General features: G+C 55.1%; 17 protein-coding genes. 16 read left to right on the top strand and 1 reads right to left on the bottom strand.

Annotated features, from left to right (window positions below; all coding sequences use genetic code 11):
• Positions 1–155 precede the first annotated feature (155 nt).
• From iorA to P159_RS0101995, 11 genes are all read left to right on the top strand, one after another.
• Complete coding sequence (gene iorA, locus P159_RS0102045) at positions 156–2,042, top strand: indolepyruvate ferredoxin oxidoreductase subunit alpha (RefSeq protein WP_080705875.1); 1,887 nt, start codon at positions 156–158, stop codon at positions 2,040–2,042.
• Complete coding sequence (locus tag P159_RS0102040) at positions 2,035–2,622, top strand: indolepyruvate oxidoreductase subunit beta (RefSeq protein ID WP_029540957.1); 588 nt, start codon at positions 2,035–2,037, stop codon at positions 2,620–2,622. Before iorA ends, P159_RS0102040 begins: the two co-directional genes overlap by 8 nt.
• A complete protein-coding gene (locus P159_RS0102035; protein ID WP_029540955.1) occupies positions 2,619–3,854 on the top strand; it encodes a phenylacetate--CoA ligase in 1,236 nt (411 codons plus the stop codon). The genes P159_RS0102040 and P159_RS0102035 overlap by 4 nt, the downstream gene beginning before the upstream one ends.
• 16 nt (positions 3,855–3,870) lie before the next feature.
• On the top strand, positions 3,871–4,377 hold the full coding sequence (locus tag P159_RS0102030; RefSeq protein ID WP_029540953.1) for an NAD(P)H-dependent oxidoreductase subunit E: 507 nt from the start codon (positions 3,871–3,873) through the stop codon (positions 4,375–4,377).
• A 15-nt stretch (positions 4,378–4,392) separates the two neighbouring features.
• Positions 4,393–5,643, top strand: a complete 1,251-nt coding sequence (locus P159_RS0102025; RefSeq protein WP_029540950.1) for an NADH-ubiquinone oxidoreductase-F iron-sulfur binding region domain-containing protein — start codon at positions 4,393–4,395, stop codon at positions 5,641–5,643.
• Complete coding sequence (locus tag P159_RS0102020) at positions 5,640–7,403, top strand: NADH-dependent [FeFe] hydrogenase, group A6 (protein ID WP_029540947.1); 1,764 nt, start codon at positions 5,640–5,642, stop codon at positions 7,401–7,403. The genes P159_RS0102025 and P159_RS0102020 overlap by 4 nt, the downstream gene beginning before the upstream one ends.
• A 234-nt stretch (positions 7,404–7,637) precedes the next feature.
• Positions 7,638–8,273: an ABC transporter ATP-binding protein gene (locus P159_RS0102015; protein WP_029540945.1), complete on the top strand. Its 636-nt coding sequence runs from the start codon at positions 7,638–7,640 to the stop codon at positions 8,271–8,273.
• On the top strand, positions 8,245–8,916 hold the full coding sequence (locus P159_RS0102010) for a heme exporter protein CcmB (protein ID WP_029540943.1): 672 nt from the start codon (positions 8,245–8,247) through the stop codon (positions 8,914–8,916). The genes P159_RS0102015 and P159_RS0102010 overlap by 29 nt, the downstream gene beginning before the upstream one ends.
• Before the next feature lie 4 nt (positions 8,917–8,920).
• Entirely contained in the window at positions 8,921–9,568 is a 648-nt protein-coding gene (gene ccsA / locus P159_RS0102005) for a cytochrome c biogenesis protein CcsA (protein ID WP_029540941.1), read from the top strand.
• The gene (locus tag P159_RS0102000; protein ID WP_029540939.1) at positions 9,561–9,926 is read left to right on the top strand and encodes a cytochrome c maturation protein CcmE; all 366 of its coding nucleotides are present in this window, start codon (positions 9,561–9,563) and stop codon (positions 9,924–9,926) included. Before ccsA ends, P159_RS0102000 begins: the two co-directional genes overlap by 8 nt.
• Positions 9,927–10,274: 348 nt before the next feature.
• Positions 10,275–11,201, top strand: coding sequence for a phosphatase (locus P159_RS0101995; RefSeq protein WP_029540937.1), 927 nt, complete (start codon positions 10,275–10,277; stop codon positions 11,199–11,201).
• A gap of 277 nt (positions 11,202–11,478) precedes the next feature.
• Here the strand turns inward: P159_RS0101995 and P159_RS0101990 are convergent, their stop codons facing one another.
• Positions 11,479–12,378: a DMT family transporter gene (locus P159_RS0101990; protein WP_029540934.1), complete on the bottom strand. Its 900-nt coding sequence runs from the start codon at positions 12,376–12,378 to the stop codon at positions 11,479–11,481.
• A gap of 168 nt (positions 12,379–12,546) precedes the next feature.
• Between P159_RS0101990 and P159_RS0101985 the strand changes: the two genes are divergently transcribed.
• The 5 genes from P159_RS0101985 to gap all read left to right on the top strand — a co-directional run bounded on the left by P159_RS0101985 (position 12,547) and on the right by gap (position 16,659).
• Positions 12,547–12,816 carry a TIGR03905 family TSCPD domain-containing protein gene (locus P159_RS0101985; protein ID WP_029540933.1) on the top strand — a complete coding sequence of 90 codons (270 nt, stop codon included), beginning with the start codon at positions 12,547–12,549 and terminating at the stop codon, positions 12,814–12,816.
• Between the two features lie 43 nt (positions 12,817–12,859).
• Complete coding sequence (locus P159_RS0101980) at positions 12,860–13,627, top strand: histidinol-phosphatase HisJ family protein (protein ID WP_029540932.1); 768 nt, start codon at positions 12,860–12,862, stop codon at positions 13,625–13,627.
• Positions 13,628–13,718: 91 nt separating this feature from the next.
• Positions 13,719–13,856, top strand: coding sequence for a six-cysteine ranthipeptide SCIFF (scfA, locus tag P159_RS19780; RefSeq protein ID WP_072004094.1), 138 nt, complete (start codon positions 13,719–13,721; stop codon positions 13,854–13,856).
• A gap of 79 nt (positions 13,857–13,935) precedes the next feature.
• Complete coding sequence (gene scfB / locus P159_RS0101970) at positions 13,936–15,345, top strand: thioether cross-link-forming SCIFF peptide maturase (protein WP_029540931.1); 1,410 nt, start codon at positions 13,936–13,938, stop codon at positions 15,343–15,345.
• A 300-nt stretch (positions 15,346–15,645) separates the two neighbouring features.
• Positions 15,646–16,659 carry a type I glyceraldehyde-3-phosphate dehydrogenase gene (gene gap / locus P159_RS0101960; RefSeq protein WP_029540930.1) on the top strand — a complete coding sequence of 338 codons (1,014 nt, stop codon included), beginning with the start codon at positions 15,646–15,648 and terminating at the stop codon, positions 16,657–16,659.
• Positions 16,660–16,741: the final 82 nt, after the last annotated feature.

The raw sequence follows: 16,741 nt of genomic DNA, 5'->3' as shown, positions 1-16,741 counted from the left end.
AAAGTAGGAGCGTCTTTGTATCCTGTAAAGAAAAGGTGCAAAAGTTCGTCATCAATGGTATACTGAAAACATCGTATGTGTTAAGTTTACATAAATGAAGTGCAATGTGAAATTTTTCCTGCCTTTCAGGAAAGTGATTATTTTAGGAGAGCATTATGCACAGAGAATTTTTGATGGGCAATGAAGCAATTGCCCTGGGGGCCATGGCCGCAGGTGTGAGGTTGGTGGCGGGGTACCCGGGCACTCCCTCCACTGAGGTGCTGGAAACTGTGGCGAAGCGCAATCCCGGCAACATCTATGTGGAATGGTCAGTCAATGAGAAAGCGGCCATGGAACTGGCGGCAGGGGCGGCTTACAGCGGCGCCCGGGCCATGGTGACCATGAAGCAGGTTGGGCTGAACGTCGCTTCTGACCCCCTGATGAGTTTGGAATACGTGGGTGTCAAAGGCGGCCTGGTGGTGATGGTGGCAGATGACCCCGGTCCTATCTCTTCTCAGACAGAGCAGGACACAAGGACCTTTGCCCAGTTTGCCAAGGTGCCTGTCTTTGACCCTTCTTCCGTGGCGGAAGCCTATGAGATGATACAGGAAGCTTTTGATTTTTCCGAGAAGTATCATACGCCTGTCTTTTTCCGCTGCACCACCCGGGTGGACCACGGCTATGAGGCCATCCAGGTCAAAGACGCAGAGGAGTACAAAAACGTGCCCATGGAGGGCTTTGTGAAAGATTCCTCCCGCTGGGTGATTTTCCCGCGCCTGTCCTTGAAGAACCACGGTCTTATTGAAAAGCGCAACCAGGAACTGACAGCTGTGCTGTCGGAGTATCCCCGCAACGCAATCCAAAGGGAAAACGGCAGCTATGGCGATAACGCAGCCAGGAAAGGCATTGCTTCCCATGGCATCAGCTATATGTATGCCCTGGATTCCCTGGACGAGGAAAACCACGTGCGCCTGCTGAAGGTGGCTACGCCCTTCCCTTTCCCGGAGGAACTGGCTTTGCAGTTCCTGGAGGGCCTGGACGAAGTGCTCTGCATCGAGGAACTTGATCCCGTCATCGAGCGGGCACTGTTGCAGATTTGCGGCAAGCATCATTTAAACGTCAGAATCCGTGGCAAGCTGACAGGGGATATGGCCGCAGCAGGCGAGAACACTATGCTGTCCGTGGGCAGGGCCATAAGTTCCTTCCTGGGGCTGTCAGAGGAGTCTTTGCCCAAGCCGGCAGATATTCCCTTGCCTGTGCGTCCTCCCGTGCTCTGTGCGGGCTGTCCGCACCGGGCTTCCTTCTATGCGGTTAAGCAGGCCATGAAGGGGAAGAAGACCATCTATTGCGGTGACATCGGCTGCTATACCTTGGGCAATGCCATGCCTCTGGATATGTGCGATACCTGCCTATGCATGGGGGCGGGCATCAACATTGCCCAAGGGGTGGGGCATCTGGACAAGGAAACGAAATGCTTTGCCTTTGTGGGAGATTCAACCTTCTTTGCCGCAGGGCTGACAGGGGTAGTCAACGCCTTCTACAATCAGGCTGATATGACCCTGGTGGTTCTGGACAATTCCACTACAGCCATGACGGGGCATCAGCCACATCCGGGCACAGGGCGCACCGTCATGGGGCAGGTGGTGGAGAAGGTCAGCATCGAGAAGGTCCTGCGGGCCATCGGCCTTACCGTAGTGGAGACTGTGAACCCCCTGGACTTCAAGCAGGCACGGGATACTATTCAAAGGGTGGCTGAGGAACCCGGTGTCAAGGCCGTGATCTTCCGTTCTCCCTGCATTGCCGTCACCAAGCCGGCGGGCCATTCTGCTGTAGCGGCGGAAAAGTGTGTTGGCTGCAAGAAGTGCATCCGGGAACTGGGCTGCCCGGCCCTTATTCTGAAGGATGGCAAAGCCTTTATCGATGCATCACTCTGTACAGGCTGCACCCTGTGTGAGCAGATATGTCCTGTAGGAGCCATTAGTGGCGGGGACAAAACAGTCGCATCCAGCGACTGTCCCCGCACTAGCGCTTCCCTGCGCGTCGGAGGTGATAGGAATGCATAAAAACATCATCCTTTGCGGTGTTGGGGGGCAGGGAACCATTCTGGCCTCCAAGCTTATGGCGGCTGCTGCCATGAGTAAGGGCTTCGAGGTGAAGACGGCTGAAACCATCGGTATGGCACAGCGGGGAGGCAGCGTTTTTTCCCATGTGCGTATTGGGGAAGGCTTGAAGTCTCCCATGATTGCACCGGGCAAGGCAGATATCATCATCGCCTTCGAGCCGGCAGAGGCCGTGCGGCATTTGCCCTTCCTCAAGGAGGGGGGGACGGTGGTGGCAAGTCTTGCTCCCATTTTCCCCGTAAGCACCATGATTGGGGATTCATCTTATCCGCTGGAGGAAGTCTTGCAGCAGCTGAAGAAGTCTGTTAAGAACCTCACTCTCATTGACAGCGAGGCTGCTGCTAAAGAACTGGGGTCCATGAAGGTGCTCAACGTGCTGCTGCTGGGAGCAGCGGTGCGGACGGGGGAACTGGGGCTGGAGCTTGAGGATATCGGAGCCGCCCTGCATGAAAAGGTTCCTGCCAGATTCCATGAACTCAATGAGAAGGCGCTCAGGTACACGGAAGGGAAGAAGTTGTCATGAAAATCAATGAAAAGCAATTGCAGCAGGTAGACAAGCAGATACAGAGGCTCCTTCAGGTCAACAATTTTTACGGTCAGAAACTGAGGGAAGCAGGGATTCAGGGGGTCAAGAGCGTGGAGGAATTCCAGCAGCTGCCCTTTTCCCAGAAGCAGGACCTCCGGGACGCTTATCCCCTGGGACTGATGGCAGTGCCGGAGGAAGAGGTGGTGCGCATCCATTCTTCATCGGGTACCACGGGTACTCCTGTCATCATTCCCTATACGGCCAAGGATGTGGATGACTGGGCGGAGATGTTCAAGCGCTGCTATGAGTTTGCCGGCATCACGAATCGTGACCGCATCCAGATCACGCCGGGCTACGGCCTCTGGACGGCAGGCATCGGCTTCCAGAACGGAGCGGAGAAGCTTGGGGCTATGGTAGTCCCCATGGGCCCCGGCAATACCAACAAGCAGATTCAGATGATGATGGATATGAAGTCCACGGTCATCACCGCTACGTCTTCCTATGCGCTGCTTTTGGCGGAAGAAATCGAGAAGCGCGGCATCAAGGACAAGGTGCATCTGAAGAAGGGCGTCATCGGCTCTGAGCGCTGGGGCAAGAAGATCCGCGACAGGATTTCTTCTGAGCTGGGCATTGAGCTCTATGACATCTATGGCCTTACGGAAATCTACGGGCCTGGCATCGGCATCAACTGCAAGTACGACACGGGCATGCACATCTGGGATGATTATGTGTACTTGGAAATCATCGACCCCAAGACCGGGGAAAATGTGCCTGACGGGGAATTCGGCGAGATTGTCATCACGACCCTGGTCAAGGAAGGTGCGCCCCTCATCCGCTACCGCACCCATGATATTTCCCGCATCATTCCCGGGGAGTGCCCCTGCGGCAGCAAGTTCCCCCGCATCGACATCATCTCCGGCCGCAGCGACGACATGATCAAGATCAAGGGCGTCAATGTATTTCCAAAGCAGATCGAGGAAGTGCTGGAAGGTTTCCCTGAACTTTCCAGCGAGTACCAGATCCGCCTGTCCCATCTGGACGGCAAGGACACCATGCGAATCTATGTGGAAACCAATGGCAGCGTGAACTTTCAGGAAATGGCAGGCAAGATTGCGGCGGCGGTCAAGAGCAAGATTGGCTTCACGCCGCTGGTGAAAATCGTGGAAATCGGCATCCTGCCCCGCAGCGAGAAGAAGACGAAGCGGGTCATTGATGAGAGGTATGACTGAGGCAAGGAGGGTTCTTATGCTTACCGCTTTGACGAAAGACTATCCCCTCTCTTCCGAGTTGCAGGAGAGGATTGACCTTGTGCTGGAATCCCATGACTATGACCCTACCCAGATTGTGGGCATCCTGCTGGAGGTGCAGGACCTGGACGAGCGGCATTATGTGCCGGAGCCTACTGCTTATTATCTGGCTGAGAAGCTCTCCATGCCCATTACCAATATCTTTGACTGCCTGAATTTCTATGCCCAGCTTTCGGCCAAGCCCAGGGCTAAATATCCCATCCAGGTGTGCAATTCTCCTGCCTGCCGGGTGAATGTCATTGACACCAAGCGACTTCTGGGCACTTTGGAGCAGCTGCTGGATATCAAGATAGGGGAGACCACCTATGACGGCAGGTTTACCCTGGAGACCATCAGCTGCTTCGGCGCCTGCGACAGGGCGCCTGCTGTGCGCATCAATGGCAAGATATATGACCATCTGGACAGCCGTGAGAAAATAGAGGCGCTGCTGCGCTCCCTGCCCTGAGGAGGTGAGAGTTTCATGGAAAGAATAAGTTTCCTTACCAGCAATTTCGGCAAGTATGACACCAGCTCCATTGGTTCCTATATGAAAATCGGGGGCTTCTCTGCCCTGCGCAAGGCTGTGACCATGGAGCCCCTCTCCATCAGCGACCTCATTGCCAGCGTGAAAGTGAAGGGCAGAGGCGGTGCCGAGTACGACATGGGCCGCAAGCTCTCCCAGGCCCGGGCGGTGAAGGGAGAGCGCAAGGTGGTCATTTGCAACGCGGATGAAGGGGAGACCACCACCTTCAAGGACAGGGAACTCATCAAGAATGATCCCTTCAACCTCATTGAAGCCATCATCATCGCCGGCTTCGTGGTAGGGGCCACGGACGGCTATATCTACATGCGGGCGGAGTATTCCTGCTTCCGTCCCCTGCTGCTGAACGCCATCCGACAGGCGAAAAGCTACGGCTTTTTGGGAGAGAATATCCTGGGCAAGGGCTTTGATTTCAATATCCATCTTTATTCCGGAGCGGGAGCCTATGTCTGTGGCGAGGGCACGGCCCTCATTCGCTCCATCGAGGGCAAGGCGGGCCGCCCTCGCATGAAGCCGCCTTTCATCAAGCAAAGCGGCGTCTTTTCCCGTCCTACCTGCCTCTGCAATGTGGAGAGCCTGTCCATCGTGCCCCATCTGCTGCTGGACGAGGAGCAGGTCTATGCCCGCTGCGGCAGGGGTGATTCCATCGGCACCAAGCTGATCAGCGTGGCCGGCAATGTGAACAAGCCCGGGGTCTTTGAGATTCCCTTCGGCACCACCGTGCGGGAAATCATCTACGAGTTGGCAGGGGGCGTGCAGAAGGACCGCCATATCCGCCTGATCCAGTTCGGCGGCGCTTCCGGCAAGGTGGCGGATGAGAGCATCCTGGACACACCCTACACCTATGAGGACTTGCGGGCGGCGGGAGTCATGGTAGGTTCAGGCGGCATCTTGGTTATCGACGAGCGTACCAGCGTGCTGGATTTCCTGCGTATGAATCAGGAGTTTTTCTCAGAGGAGAGCTGCGGCCAGTGTACCCCCTGCCGGGAAGGGAATCTGCATATCAAGCTCATTCTGGACAAGATGGCAGAGGGGAAAGCCACGGCAGAGGACATCAGGCTGATGCACAAGATAGCCCGGGTCATGTCCATGTCCTCCCTCTGTGGCCTGGGGGAGACGGCCCAGAACAGCCTGCTTTCCGCCATGAAAGTATTCCCCGGGACCTTTGCAGTGGGAGGTGCAGAAGCATGAGTGAAAATGTGAATCAGGCAGAAAAGCAGGAAATGGTGCACCTCACTATCAACAATATTCCCATCGAAGTGCCCAAGGGCACGAAAATCATGCAGGCAGCCCGGGAAATCGGCATCGACATTCCGCATCTCTGCTACCATGAGGACCAGCGCATCAAGGCCCACTGCCGCCTTTGTTCTGTGGAGGTCACGGGCAGGCGCAGGCTCCTGGCGGCCTGCTCCACGGAGGTTTGGGAAGGCATGGAGGTGCACACGGATACCCCCATCGTGCGGGATACCCAGGTGGCCATCCTCCAATTGATGCTGGCTAATCATCACAAGGACTGCCTGAGCTGCCCTCGCAATCAGAACTGCGATCTGCAGCGGCTCTGCAGCCGCTTCAATATCATGGAATCCCACTTGCCCAGCGTGGTGAAGGAGGAGCCCCGCATTGTCACCAATCCCGCCATTGTGCGGGATCCCTCCAAGTGCATCCGCTGCGGCCGCTGCATCCGGGCTTGCAAGGATGTGCAGGGCATCGCCGCCCTGACCTATGCCCACCGCAGCAGTGATATCACAGTTACTACAGCATACGACAAGCCCATGGAGCGCACGGACTGCGTGCTCTGCGGCCAGTGCAGCCTGGTGTGCCCCACGGGGGCCATTGTGGAAAAGGACGATACGGACGCGGTGCTGGACGCCCTGCAGGATCCGAAGAAGCATGTCATCGTGCAGGTGGCGCCCTCTGTGCGGGTGGCCTTGGGGGATGCCTTTGGCATGGAGCCGGGGGAGATAGTCACGGGACAGATGGTCACGGCCCTGAAGCTTTTGGGCTTTGACAAGGTCTTTGATACCAACTTCGGTGCCGACCTCACCATCATGGAGGAAGCCAGCGAGTTCCTGCACAGGCTGGAACATGGCGGTACCTTCCCCATGATCACCTCCTGCAGTCCCGGCTGGGTGAATTTCCTGGAGAAGAACTTCGGCGACTTCACCGCCCATCTTTCCAGCGCCAAATCCCCCATGAGCATGTTCGGGGCAATTGCCAAGACTTATTATCCTGAAAAGGCGGGCATTCCCGTGGAGGATATAGTCACCGTTTCCATCATGCCCTGCACCGCCAAGAAATTCGAGGCTGCCCGCCCGGAGATGGGGCGGGAGGGCAGGCAGGATGTAGATATCGTCCTCACCACCCGGGAGCTTATCAAGCTCATCAAGTATGTGGGCCTCACTTTCCAGAACCTGCCTGAGAGCGATTTCGACAGCCCTCTGGGTTACGGCACGGGGGCAGGTGCTATCTTCGGTGCCAGCGGCGGCGTCATGGAGGCAGCTCTGCGCACTGTCTATGAGAAGTACACGGGCAAGACTTTGGAACGCCTGGACTTCCAGTCCGTCCGCGGCTTCGAAGGCATCAAGGAAGCAGAGGTGGACCTGGGCAGCCGCAAGGCAAAGGTGGCAATTGCCCACACCTTGAAAAATGCCCGCATCCTCATGGAGCAGGTCCAGAGGAACGAATCTCCTTATGATTTCATCGAGATCATGGCCTGTCCCGGCGGCTGCATCGGCGGCGGCGGCCAGCCCATCGGCACCACCAACGCTATTCGCAAGAAGCGCATGGCAGCCCTCTATGAGATTGACAGAAACCTGCCCATTCGCAAGTCCCATGAGAACCCGGATATTATCACGCTTTACAAGGAGTTCTTGGGAGAGCCCTTGAGCGAGAAGGCTCACGAACTGTTGCATACACATTATCATAAGGTGGAGAAGGAATATACCTTCTGAGACAAATCCCGCCCGGGGAATTGGGCGGGATTTTCAAGTTGCAACGAATTGTTTTACTATGAACACTTAGCGAAGCAAGCCTGAAAGGCGCAGTCTGAGCTTAGTGTTCGTGTAAGGGCGTAATGCGAAACACAGTTTAGCATGGAGTTTGTTAGATTGTATAAGGACTTTCTCTGCAAGTGATGATATAATGATAAAAGCGCAATTGTGAATATATTCTTGATGAGGTAATCGATGGTAGAGATAGAAATGGAGGGAGTGGGGAAGTCCTTTGGGGGCACGGTGGTCTTCAGGGATTTCTCTGCTCATTTGCAGGCCGGGGGGATTACGGCTGTGCGGGGAGCCAATGGCAGCGGGAAGTCTACGCTTCTGCGGCTGGCGGCAAAATTGCTTTCTCCTGACACGGGGAAGGTTGTGGCCCGGGACAGGGAAGCAGGGCTGGTGCTGGAGAAGGCGGATTTTCGCAACCGGCTGGCTATGGTGACGCCGGAACTGCGGTTTTATCCCCGGCTGACGGCTTGGGAGAATATGGATTTCCTGATGGGGCTCAGAGGGGAGAAACTTTCTGGGGACAGCTACAGCAAGCTGCTGGAGCGGGTAGGGCTGTCTGAGAAGAAGGTGAACGGCGTGCAGGCCGGGGGGCTTTCCACGGGCATGAGGCAGCGTCTGAAATTGGCAGTGCTGTTGGCTTCTCAGGCGGAGGTTTGGCTGCTGGACGAGCCGGGTGCCAACCTTGACCTTGAGGGACGTTCTCTTGTCTTGAGGGAGGCGCGGCAGGCGGCGGACTCCGGCGTGCTGGTGCTCCTTGCTACCAACGACGAAAGGGAGGAGGCAGCGGCAGATGAATGCATCAGTCTGGGCGGGAACTAAGCTGGTTCTCCTGAAAGAATTCAGGCAGGGCATGAGATTCAAGGCTTCCTGGGCTGCCATGCTCATGTTTGCCCTCACCACCCTTTCCTGTGTTAGCCTGGCCCTGCAGGGGGCGGCCCTGTCACCGAAGCTGGCGGCGGCCCTTCTCTGGGTGATACTTTTCTTTGCCTCCATGGTGGGGGCGGACAGAGTCTTCTTGGACGAAGAAGCGGCAGGGACCTTGCTGGCCTTGCGTGTTTACGGCGGCTCCCAGCCGGTGCTCTTTGGCAAAATGCTCTATACTTATCTGGTCTTGCTGGCCATGGGGCTCTTTATCCTGCCGCTCTTTCTGATGCTGCTGGCGGGAAATGTGGCAGAGCCTTCGCTGCTTGTTCTGACTACAGCACTGGGGCTGCTGGGGGTGGCGGCGGCGGGCACGCTGGTGGCTGCTCTGACTATAGGTTCGGCGGTGCATGGAGGGCTTTTCTCCATTCTCATGCTGCCGGTGATCCTGCCCGTGTTCCTGCCCGCCATCAGCCTGACGGCGGGAGCTTTGGGAGGGGAGGCTGGTTCCTTTTCCTATTTGGGAGGGCTGGCCCTTTATGATATGATTTTGATGGTGGGGGCGTCCTTGCTCTTTGATTATCTTTGGTATGAGGAGTGAAGCCATGCTGGCGGTTTTATCTGTGCTGACTTTGGCAATCATAGGTGTTGTTTTCTTTGTGGTGCCACCGGCGGAGGGGCTGGGCTATTATGTGCGCATTGCCTTCTTCCATATTCCCGTGGCCTGGGTGTCGGTGCTGGCCTTTCTGGTGAGTGCCTTTTATGGGGCAAAATACCTGAAAGAGCCAAAGCGCCATTATGACAGGCTTTCGGCCAATTCTGCGGGGCTGGGACTGGTGTTCGTCATTCTGGCCACCCTTAGCGGGGCGGTGTTCTCCAAGCTCACCTGGGGGGCTTACTGGAACTGGGACCCACGGCAGACCACCATCTTCGTGCTGCTGCTGATTTACGGTGCCTACCTCACCCTGCGGGCAGCCATGCCGGATGAAAAGCGGCGGGCCAGGGTCAGCGCGGTCTACGCCCTGCTGTCCTTCCTGACGGTGCCCTTCCTGGTGTTCATCATTCCCAGGCTGTACTTTTCCCTGCATCCGTCCCCGGTGCTAAATGCCGGCGGCCATATCGACATGGACCCGGTGATGCTCTGGACGCTGCTGGCCGCGCTGGTGGATATGACAGGGATTTACTGTTATTTTCTGAAGCGCTATGTGAAGAAGGCGGAAGATGGAAAAGAAGGGGAGGCTATTCATGAATAGGAAAATCTTGCTCATTGCCCTGCTGGCAGCTTTTGTGGGGTACGCTGCCTGGAATTTCATGGATTCCGTGACCCCCTATGTCAGCGTGGCAGAGGCGAAGACAGCCCAAAGCTCCGTGCAGGTGAAGGGCCTCCTGGACAAGAGCGCTCCCGCGCCCCATCAGGAGGGAGAGGATTTTGTCTTCACCTTGCAGGACGAAGAATCCGGGGAGACTTTGCCCATTCGGTATAAAGGCACCAAGCCTGACCAGTTTGATGAGGCCCATCATATCGTAGCCATCGGCAAATGCCAGGGACAGGACTTTGTGGCAGAGAAGCTTTTGATCAAGTGCCCGTCCAAGTATGAGCAGCAGAAATAAATTTATGAAACATAGGAAAAGGCCCGGCCAAAAGACCGAGCCTTATGCTTTGGCGGCCATCACCCCGCCTTAGCTTGCCCTATTTGTTGCGGAAACGCTTGTCGAGCCATAAGCAGACATAGTGGGCAACTATGCCGGCGACAACAGACAGCGTGAAAGAGAAGAAGATTGACACGAGACCACCTCCTTTCAGGCGGTGGTTCCGCAACAGAACATATTTTATCAAAATCTTGATTTTTAGGCAATCTGATGGTAGAATTAGGGCAGAAAGAAGAGAAGAAGATATTGCACGAGAAAGCCCCCAGCCTCCATCAGCCGGGGGTTTTTTTACGAAAGGGGAATGGTAGTATGTATGGCATCATCGATATCGGTTCCAACACCATCCGGCTCAATATCTATCGTATGGACGGGGATAAGCCAGAGCTCTTGATGAGCAAGAAGGATTCCACGGGTTTGGCTTCGTACATCAAGCATGGGCGCATGAATGAGGAAGGCATTGAGCGGGCCAGCATTATCCTCAGCGAGTTCAACGGGCTTTTGAAGGCCTTTGATGTGGAGGGACATGCCTTTGCTACGGCGGCCCTGCGCAATATTGACAACAGCGAGGAAGCTGTGGATCAGATCATGCGGGCTAGCGGGCTGAAGATAGAGGTCATCCCAGGGGAGAAGGAAGCAGAGCTGGACTTCGTGGGGGCTACCCGGGCCATGCATCTGCACACGGGCCTCCTGGTGGATATCGGCGGTGCCAGCACGGAGCTGGTAGTCTACAAGGACCAGAAGATAGAGAAGGCTTTCTCCATGCCCGTGGGGTCCCTTTCCATGTACAATGAGTACGTGAGCCATCTCATTCCCACCAAGAAGGAGCGCAAGGCCATTCAGGAGGCTGTGTTGGCAGCCATGATGGCGGATGCGGAGTTCTTCGAGGGCAAGTATAAGAAGATTGACGGCATCTGCGGCGTGGGCGGTACCGTGCGCGCCGCCTGCAAGCTCAACAATGCCATGTTCAGCCTGCCGCCAAATAATAGCGTTATTAACGCCGTCAATGTCAAGAAGATCCTCAAGAAGCTGGAGAATCCCGAAGGTGATGAGGAAGTAGCTACTGACAAACTGGACCTCATGCTGAAGGTAGTGCCGGATCGCATCAGGACTATCCTGCCGGGCATGATCATCCTGCAGACGGTCATCAAGCACTTCAAGGCCAAGATGATTCATGTGAGCTATATGGGAGTGCGTGAAGGGTATTTGTATCAGCAGGTTTTGAAAAAGGATATTTGATTACAAAAAGAAGGCTGGAAGGTAAGTTTTTTGTTAGACTTACTTTCCAGCCTTTATTTCATTCCGTCTGTTCATTTTCTTTGGCGCAAAGAAAACGAACCAAGCTACGTGTGACACACTGTGTCACACTACGCCCTCGCACGAACTCTAAGCGATTTACAAGTCCTTCGGACTTGAAATAGCCAAGAGTTCGTAGCGAAAGAAAACGTGGCCTTGAATTTGTCCTAAATTCAACGGCCACAGGGCCCCATCCATGGGGCCCGGGGGTTCGGGGGAGTTACTGGGCTTGGGGTGTGGGATTTTTCTTCATTATCGTGCGCAGCTGGCTTACTATTACTCCTGCGAACATCAGGAGGCAGCCGGAGAGTTGGGCGAAGGTCATCTGCTCGCCTAAGATGATGTAGCTGGCCAGTGCGCCGAAGACGGCTTCGAAGCTCATGATGACGGCGGCTTCGCTGGGGGCGGCGTATTTCTGGCCCACGATCTGCAGGGTGAAGGCCACGCCGGTGGAAAGCACGCCTGCGTAGGCAATGGGGAACCAGGAGTGGAGGATGGGAGCCAGGGAGATGTCCTCCGTTCCCAGGGCGGCGGCAAGGCTGGCTACGAAGCAGCAGATGGTCTGGGAGAGGGAGAGTTCCAGCACGTCCACATGGGGGGCGAAGCGGTCGATGAAGAGTATCTGGGCTGTCCAGCCCAGGGCGCTGAGGGCTACCAGAATGTCGCCCAGGTTCAGGGCAAGGCTTCCCTGGATGGTGAGCAGGTAAAGGCCGCTTACCGCCAGCACAGCCCCAAGCCAGTTTACGGCGTAGACCTTGCCCAGGCGGAAGAGGGCGGCGCCTAGGGGGACCAGCACGATGTAGAGGGCGGTGATGAAGGAGGTCTTGCCCACGGTGGTATACTGCAGGGCTACCTGCTGCATGGAACTGGCGATGAAGAGCAGCAGCCCTGAGCCAAGGCCAAGTTTCCAGCCGGAATGGTGCAGGCCGCGTTCTTTTCTTGAGTTGCGTTTCTTTCCGTCCATGAGCCAAAGTCCCCAGAGGAAGATGGTGCCCAGGAAGAAGCGGGCGGCGGCGTAGGTGAAAGGCCCCAGCTCGTCCATGCCCACCTGCTGGGCCACGAAGGCGGTGCCCCAGATGAAGGCGGTGATAAGCAGCAGGATATTGCCACGCATTTGCATATTTTGGAAGTCTCCTTTGTATGAATATGGATTCATGCTATACTATTAGTTAGTTCATGTCAATAAACAAAAACAGTACAAGGGTTATTGAGATTCATTTGTAATATGGTATAATGACTAGATACTAAAAATACGCAAGTTGATTTGTGAAAGATAGGAGAGTCTTTAATGGTTTACGAATATAAGACGAAGGGCACTTGCGCCCGCAAGATTACCCTGGAGCTGGATGGCAAGACCATCAAGCACGTTGAGTTCGAGGGCGGCTGCAATGGCAACCTGAAGGGCATCAGCAAATTGGTGCAGGGCATGGATATGGATTTTGTCATTGAGCGCTTTGCAGGCAATACCTGCAACGGCAAGAATACTTCCTGCCCGGACCAGCTGGCCAAGGCACTGCAGGCTGCCTACGAAGCTGACCAGATCAACGCCGGCAACTGAGTTTGAATCCAGTCCTGTCCCTTAAGAATGCGAGGTAATCATCATGATGTTTGACAGCCATACTCATACGGAGTTTTCTGCTGATTCGGAAATGCCTGCCTCGGAAGCTTTGGAAGCAGCTGAGAGACTGGGACTGGGGCTGGTGTTCACGGAGCACCTGGATCTGGAAGCTGCTCCCATAGAGTTCACCTTTGACCCTGAGGCCTACTGGAAGAAATACCTGCCCTTGCGGGGGGAGAACCTGCGGCTGGGCATTGAGGTGGGCATGAAGGCTGGCACACTGGAGGGCAGCCGTGAGTTTGTGGCGCGGGTGCCCTTCGACCAGGTCATAGGGTCCATTCACTTCCTGGATGATTTGGACATCTACTATCCGGATTTCTTTGAGGGCAAGGAAAAGGAGGAAGCCTACCGGAAGTATTTCCGTGCTATGGTGGACAACCTCTACAGCCATGATTTCATAGATATCCTCGCCCATATAGACTACATTTGCCGCACTGCTCCTTACGACAACCCGGAGCTTGATTACGGCTCCTTCAAGGAAGAAATCGATGAGGTGCTGAAGGCTGTCATCGAGACGGAAACGGTACTGGAGCTGAACACCCGCCGCTTTGGCGACAAGCTGGCTGTCAAGGAACTGGTGCCCATCTACAGCCGCTACATGGAACTGGGTGGCAAGTATGTGGCCATTGGCAGCGATGCACATAAGCAGGAAGCCATCGGCGCTCATTTCTATCAGGCCAGGCGGTTCGCTTCTGAGATGAACCTCCAGCCAGTGACTTTCTGCAAGAGGCGGATGGAGCTTTGTGACTGACAGTTCGGGCGGAAAATTCTTGCAACAAGAGGATAAATAGGGTAGAATAACAGTATATGCAGATTTTCTGCGATGTGAGGAGGGTTCACGAATGAAGCACATCAAGACGGTCAACAAGCCGACCATGCAGAAGTCCCTGAAGACGGGCGGCTGCGGCGAGTGCCAGGCATCCTGCCAGTCTGCTTGCAAGACTTCCTGCACAGTAGGCAACCAGGTCTGCGAAAAGTAATTGTCCAAGGACAGTTCCCTCCCCCGCTTGGGGGAGGCTTTTTTCATTAATATTGTAAAATATTGTAAGGAGAATGTAAGTGAAAGCCAAGATTCATAAGTTTGAGCAGAACGGCGAATACATCCTTTTGGATATCAACAGCGGGGCGGTCCATGTCATTGACAAGATGATCTATGATATGATGGACGTCTTCGACGGGGAGAACGATGGCGAAGTGCTGGAGAAACTCTCAGGCAGCTACCCCAAGGCTGATCTGGAAGAAGCCCTGGCTGAACTCCATGAGCTCATGGAGGCAGGAGAGCTCTTTGCCCCGGATATTGACGTGCCGCCTACCTTCAAGGAAAAGGGGCTGGTGAAGTCCTTGTGCCTGATGGTGGCCCAGGACTGCAACCTGCGCTGCAAGTACTGCTTCGGCGATGGGGGCAGCTATGGCCAGGAGCGGGCTGTCATGAGTCCCGAGGTGGGCTGCCGCGCCATAGACTACATGCTGGAGAACTGCGGTCCCTTCCGCAAGCACTTCGAGGTGGACTTCTTCGGCGGCGAACCCCTCATGAATATGAAGACTGTGAAGGCTGTGGCAGAGCATGTCCATGAGGTGGAAAAAGAAAAGGGCGTGAGCATCAAGCTTACCATGACCACCAATGGCATGCTGCTGAACGATGAGAATATCAAGTGGCTGAACGACAACAATGTGTCAGTGGTCATTTCCACCGACGGCCGCCGGGAGGTCCATGACCGCATGCGCCCTGATGTGGGGGGCAAAGGCACCTACGACAAGGTCATGAAGAACTTCAAGAAGTTCGTGGACAGCCGCCATGGCGAGCACTACTATATGCGCGGCACCTATACCAATGAGAACCTGGACTTCACAGAAGATGTGCTGGCCATGCACGATGCTGGCTTTGACGTGCTCTCCATGGAGCCGGTGGTGCTGAAGGACAGCCCCCTGGCCCTAAGGGAGGAGCATCTGCCCCGCATCTATGAGGAATATGACAGGCTCACCGAAGCATATCTCAAGCGCCATCGGGAGGGAAAGGGCTTCTTTTTCTTCCACTTCAACATGGACCTTTCCAACGGCCCCTGCGTGGCCAAGCGTTTGTCCGGCTGCGGGGCCGGCCATGAGTATTTCGCCGTGGCGGAAAATGGCGACTTGTACCCCTGCCATCAGTTCGTGGGCAGGGAGGGGTACAAGCTTGGCTCCATCTATGAGGGCGTTACTAATAAGGAGCTGCCCCAGTACTTCCGTGAAAGCCATGTGCTGAACAAGGAAAAGTGCCGGGATTGCTGGGCAAGGTTTTTCTGCAGCGGCGGCTGCCATGCCAATGATGACCTGTTCCACGGCGATATCCGCAAGAGCTACGAGCTGGGCTGCGAGCTCCAGAAGAAGCGCCTGGAGTGCGCTATCTATGTCCAGGCCATGCTGGCTTTGGAGAAAATGGAGCAGGGTGAGAAGGTGGGCGAGTTCACCACCGCCGAGGGCATCCGCTGAGCAGGTTGGGCTTTCTTTCCAATAAATAAGGTTTATGAAGGAAAATTCAGGAGAAGCAGGCAACTCTGCTTCTCTTTTTTTTGCCTTGGGGGAAGTGTCTTGTTTTTCCTTGTTTTTTCATGATTTATTCAGAATTGTCGCCCTCTGTATACCGGAAAAGAACATTCTGACTTTGCAAGCAGAATCTATCAGATAATTGCTGTGATTTATGATAAAATGATTGACTTTAGCCCGTGGTTATTGTATATTATGAGGGTAAGAGTTTGAACTTCTTAAAAATGTTTAGGGGGTAATTTTCAAATGGCAGTAAAAGTTGCTATCAATGGTTTTGGTCGTATCGGCCGTCTCGCTTTCCGTCAGATGTTCGACGCTGAGGGTTATGAAGTTGTTGCAATCAACGACCTCACCAGCCCGGAGATGCTCGCACACCTCCTCAAGTACGATTCCACTCAGGGTACCTACAAGTACGCTGACAAGGTTGAGGCTGGCGAGGACAGCATCACTGTGAACGGCAAGACGATCAAGATCTATGCTGAGAAGGACGCTAAGGACATTCCTTGGGGCAAGCATGATGTAGACGTTGTGCTCGAGTGCACTGGTTTCTACACTTCCAAGGAGAAGGCTTCCGCTCATCTCGCAGCTGGCGCTAAGAAAGTCGTTATCTCTGCTCCTGCAGGCAACGACCTCCCGACCATCGTATACAACGTTAACCACAAGACTCTGAAGGCAGAGGACAAGGTTATCTCCGCAGCTTCCTGCACCACCAACTGCCTGGCTCCCATGGCTAAGGCTCTGAACGACCTGGCTCCCATCGAGTCCGGTATCATGTGCACCATCCACGCTTACACTGGCGATCAGATGACTCTCGATGGCCCGCAGCGTAAGGGTGACAAGCGCCGCAGCCGTGCTGCAGCTTGCAACATCGTTCCGAACAGCACGGGTGCTGCTAAGGCTATCGGCTTGGTTATCCCCGAGCTCAACGGCAAGCTCATCGGCGCTGCACAGCGCGTTCCGACCCCGACTGGCTCCACCACCATCCTCACCGCTGTTGTGAAGGGCGAGGTTACCAAGGATCAGGTCAACGAGGCTATGAAGGCTCAGGCTACCGAGTCCTTCGGCTACAACACTGACGAGATCGTGTCCAGCGATATCGTTGGCATGCGTTTCGGCTCCCTGTTCGATGCTACCCAGACCATGGTTCTGCCCACTGCTGGCGGCAACACTCAGGTTCAGGTTGTTTCCTGGTACGACAACGAGAACAGCTACACCAGCCAGATGGTTCGCACCATCAAGTACTTCGCTGAGCTCGGCTAATCGTACGGCATAGCTGAATACTAAAAGATCTCTTGAGGTCCGGCCTAGAAAACTTGGGCCGGGCCTCAAGTTTTTATGTAAC

The sequence above is a fragment of the Selenomonas sp. AB3002 genome (assembly GCF_000702545.1).
GTDB lineage: Bacteria > Bacillota > Negativicutes > Selenomonadales > Selenomonadaceae > Selenomonas_B > Selenomonas_B ruminantium_A.
This window is presented reverse-complemented; position numbering and strand designations above follow the sequence as displayed.

Bases quoted from the DNA above. Each gene is read 5' to 3' on its own strand.
- iorA (WP_080705875.1), top strand. From the start codon at position 156: ATGCACAGAGAATTTTTGATGGGCAATGAAGCAATTGCCCTGGGGGCC.
- P159_RS0102040 (WP_029540957.1), top strand. From the start codon at position 2,035: ATGCATAAAAACATCATCCTTTGCGGTGTTGGGGGGCAGGGAACCATT.
- P159_RS0102035 (WP_029540955.1), top strand. From the start codon at position 2,619: ATGAAAATCAATGAAAAGCAATTGCAGCAGGTAGACAAGCAGATACAG.
- P159_RS0102030 (WP_029540953.1), top strand. From the start codon at position 3,871: ATGCTTACCGCTTTGACGAAAGACTATCCCCTCTCTTCCGAGTTGCAG.
- P159_RS0102025 (WP_029540950.1), top strand. From the start codon at position 4,393: ATGGAAAGAATAAGTTTCCTTACCAGCAATTTCGGCAAGTATGACACC.
- P159_RS0102020 (WP_029540947.1), top strand. From the start codon at position 5,640: ATGAGTGAAAATGTGAATCAGGCAGAAAAGCAGGAAATGGTGCACCTC.
- P159_RS0102015 (WP_029540945.1), top strand. From the start codon at position 7,638: ATGGTAGAGATAGAAATGGAGGGAGTGGGGAAGTCCTTTGGGGGCACG.
- P159_RS0102010 (WP_029540943.1), top strand. From the start codon at position 8,245: ATGAATGCATCAGTCTGGGCGGGAACTAAGCTGGTTCTCCTGAAAGAA.
- ccsA (WP_029540941.1), top strand. From the start codon at position 8,921: ATGCTGGCGGTTTTATCTGTGCTGACTTTGGCAATCATAGGTGTTGTT.
- P159_RS0102000 (WP_029540939.1), top strand. From the start codon at position 9,561: ATGAATAGGAAAATCTTGCTCATTGCCCTGCTGGCAGCTTTTGTGGGG.
- P159_RS0101995 (WP_029540937.1), top strand. From the start codon at position 10,275: ATGTATGGCATCATCGATATCGGTTCCAACACCATCCGGCTCAATATC.
- P159_RS0101990 (WP_029540934.1), bottom strand. From the start codon at position 12,378: ATGCAAATGCGTGGCAATATCCTGCTGCTTATCACCGCCTTCATCTGG.
- P159_RS0101985 (WP_029540933.1), top strand. From the start codon at position 12,547: ATGGTTTACGAATATAAGACGAAGGGCACTTGCGCCCGCAAGATTACC.
- P159_RS0101980 (WP_029540932.1), top strand. From the start codon at position 12,860: ATGATGTTTGACAGCCATACTCATACGGAGTTTTCTGCTGATTCGGAA.
- scfA (WP_072004094.1), top strand. From the start codon at position 13,719: ATGAAGCACATCAAGACGGTCAACAAGCCGACCATGCAGAAGTCCCTG.
- gap (WP_029540930.1), top strand. From the start codon at position 15,646: ATGGCAGTAAAAGTTGCTATCAATGGTTTTGGTCGTATCGGCCGTCTC.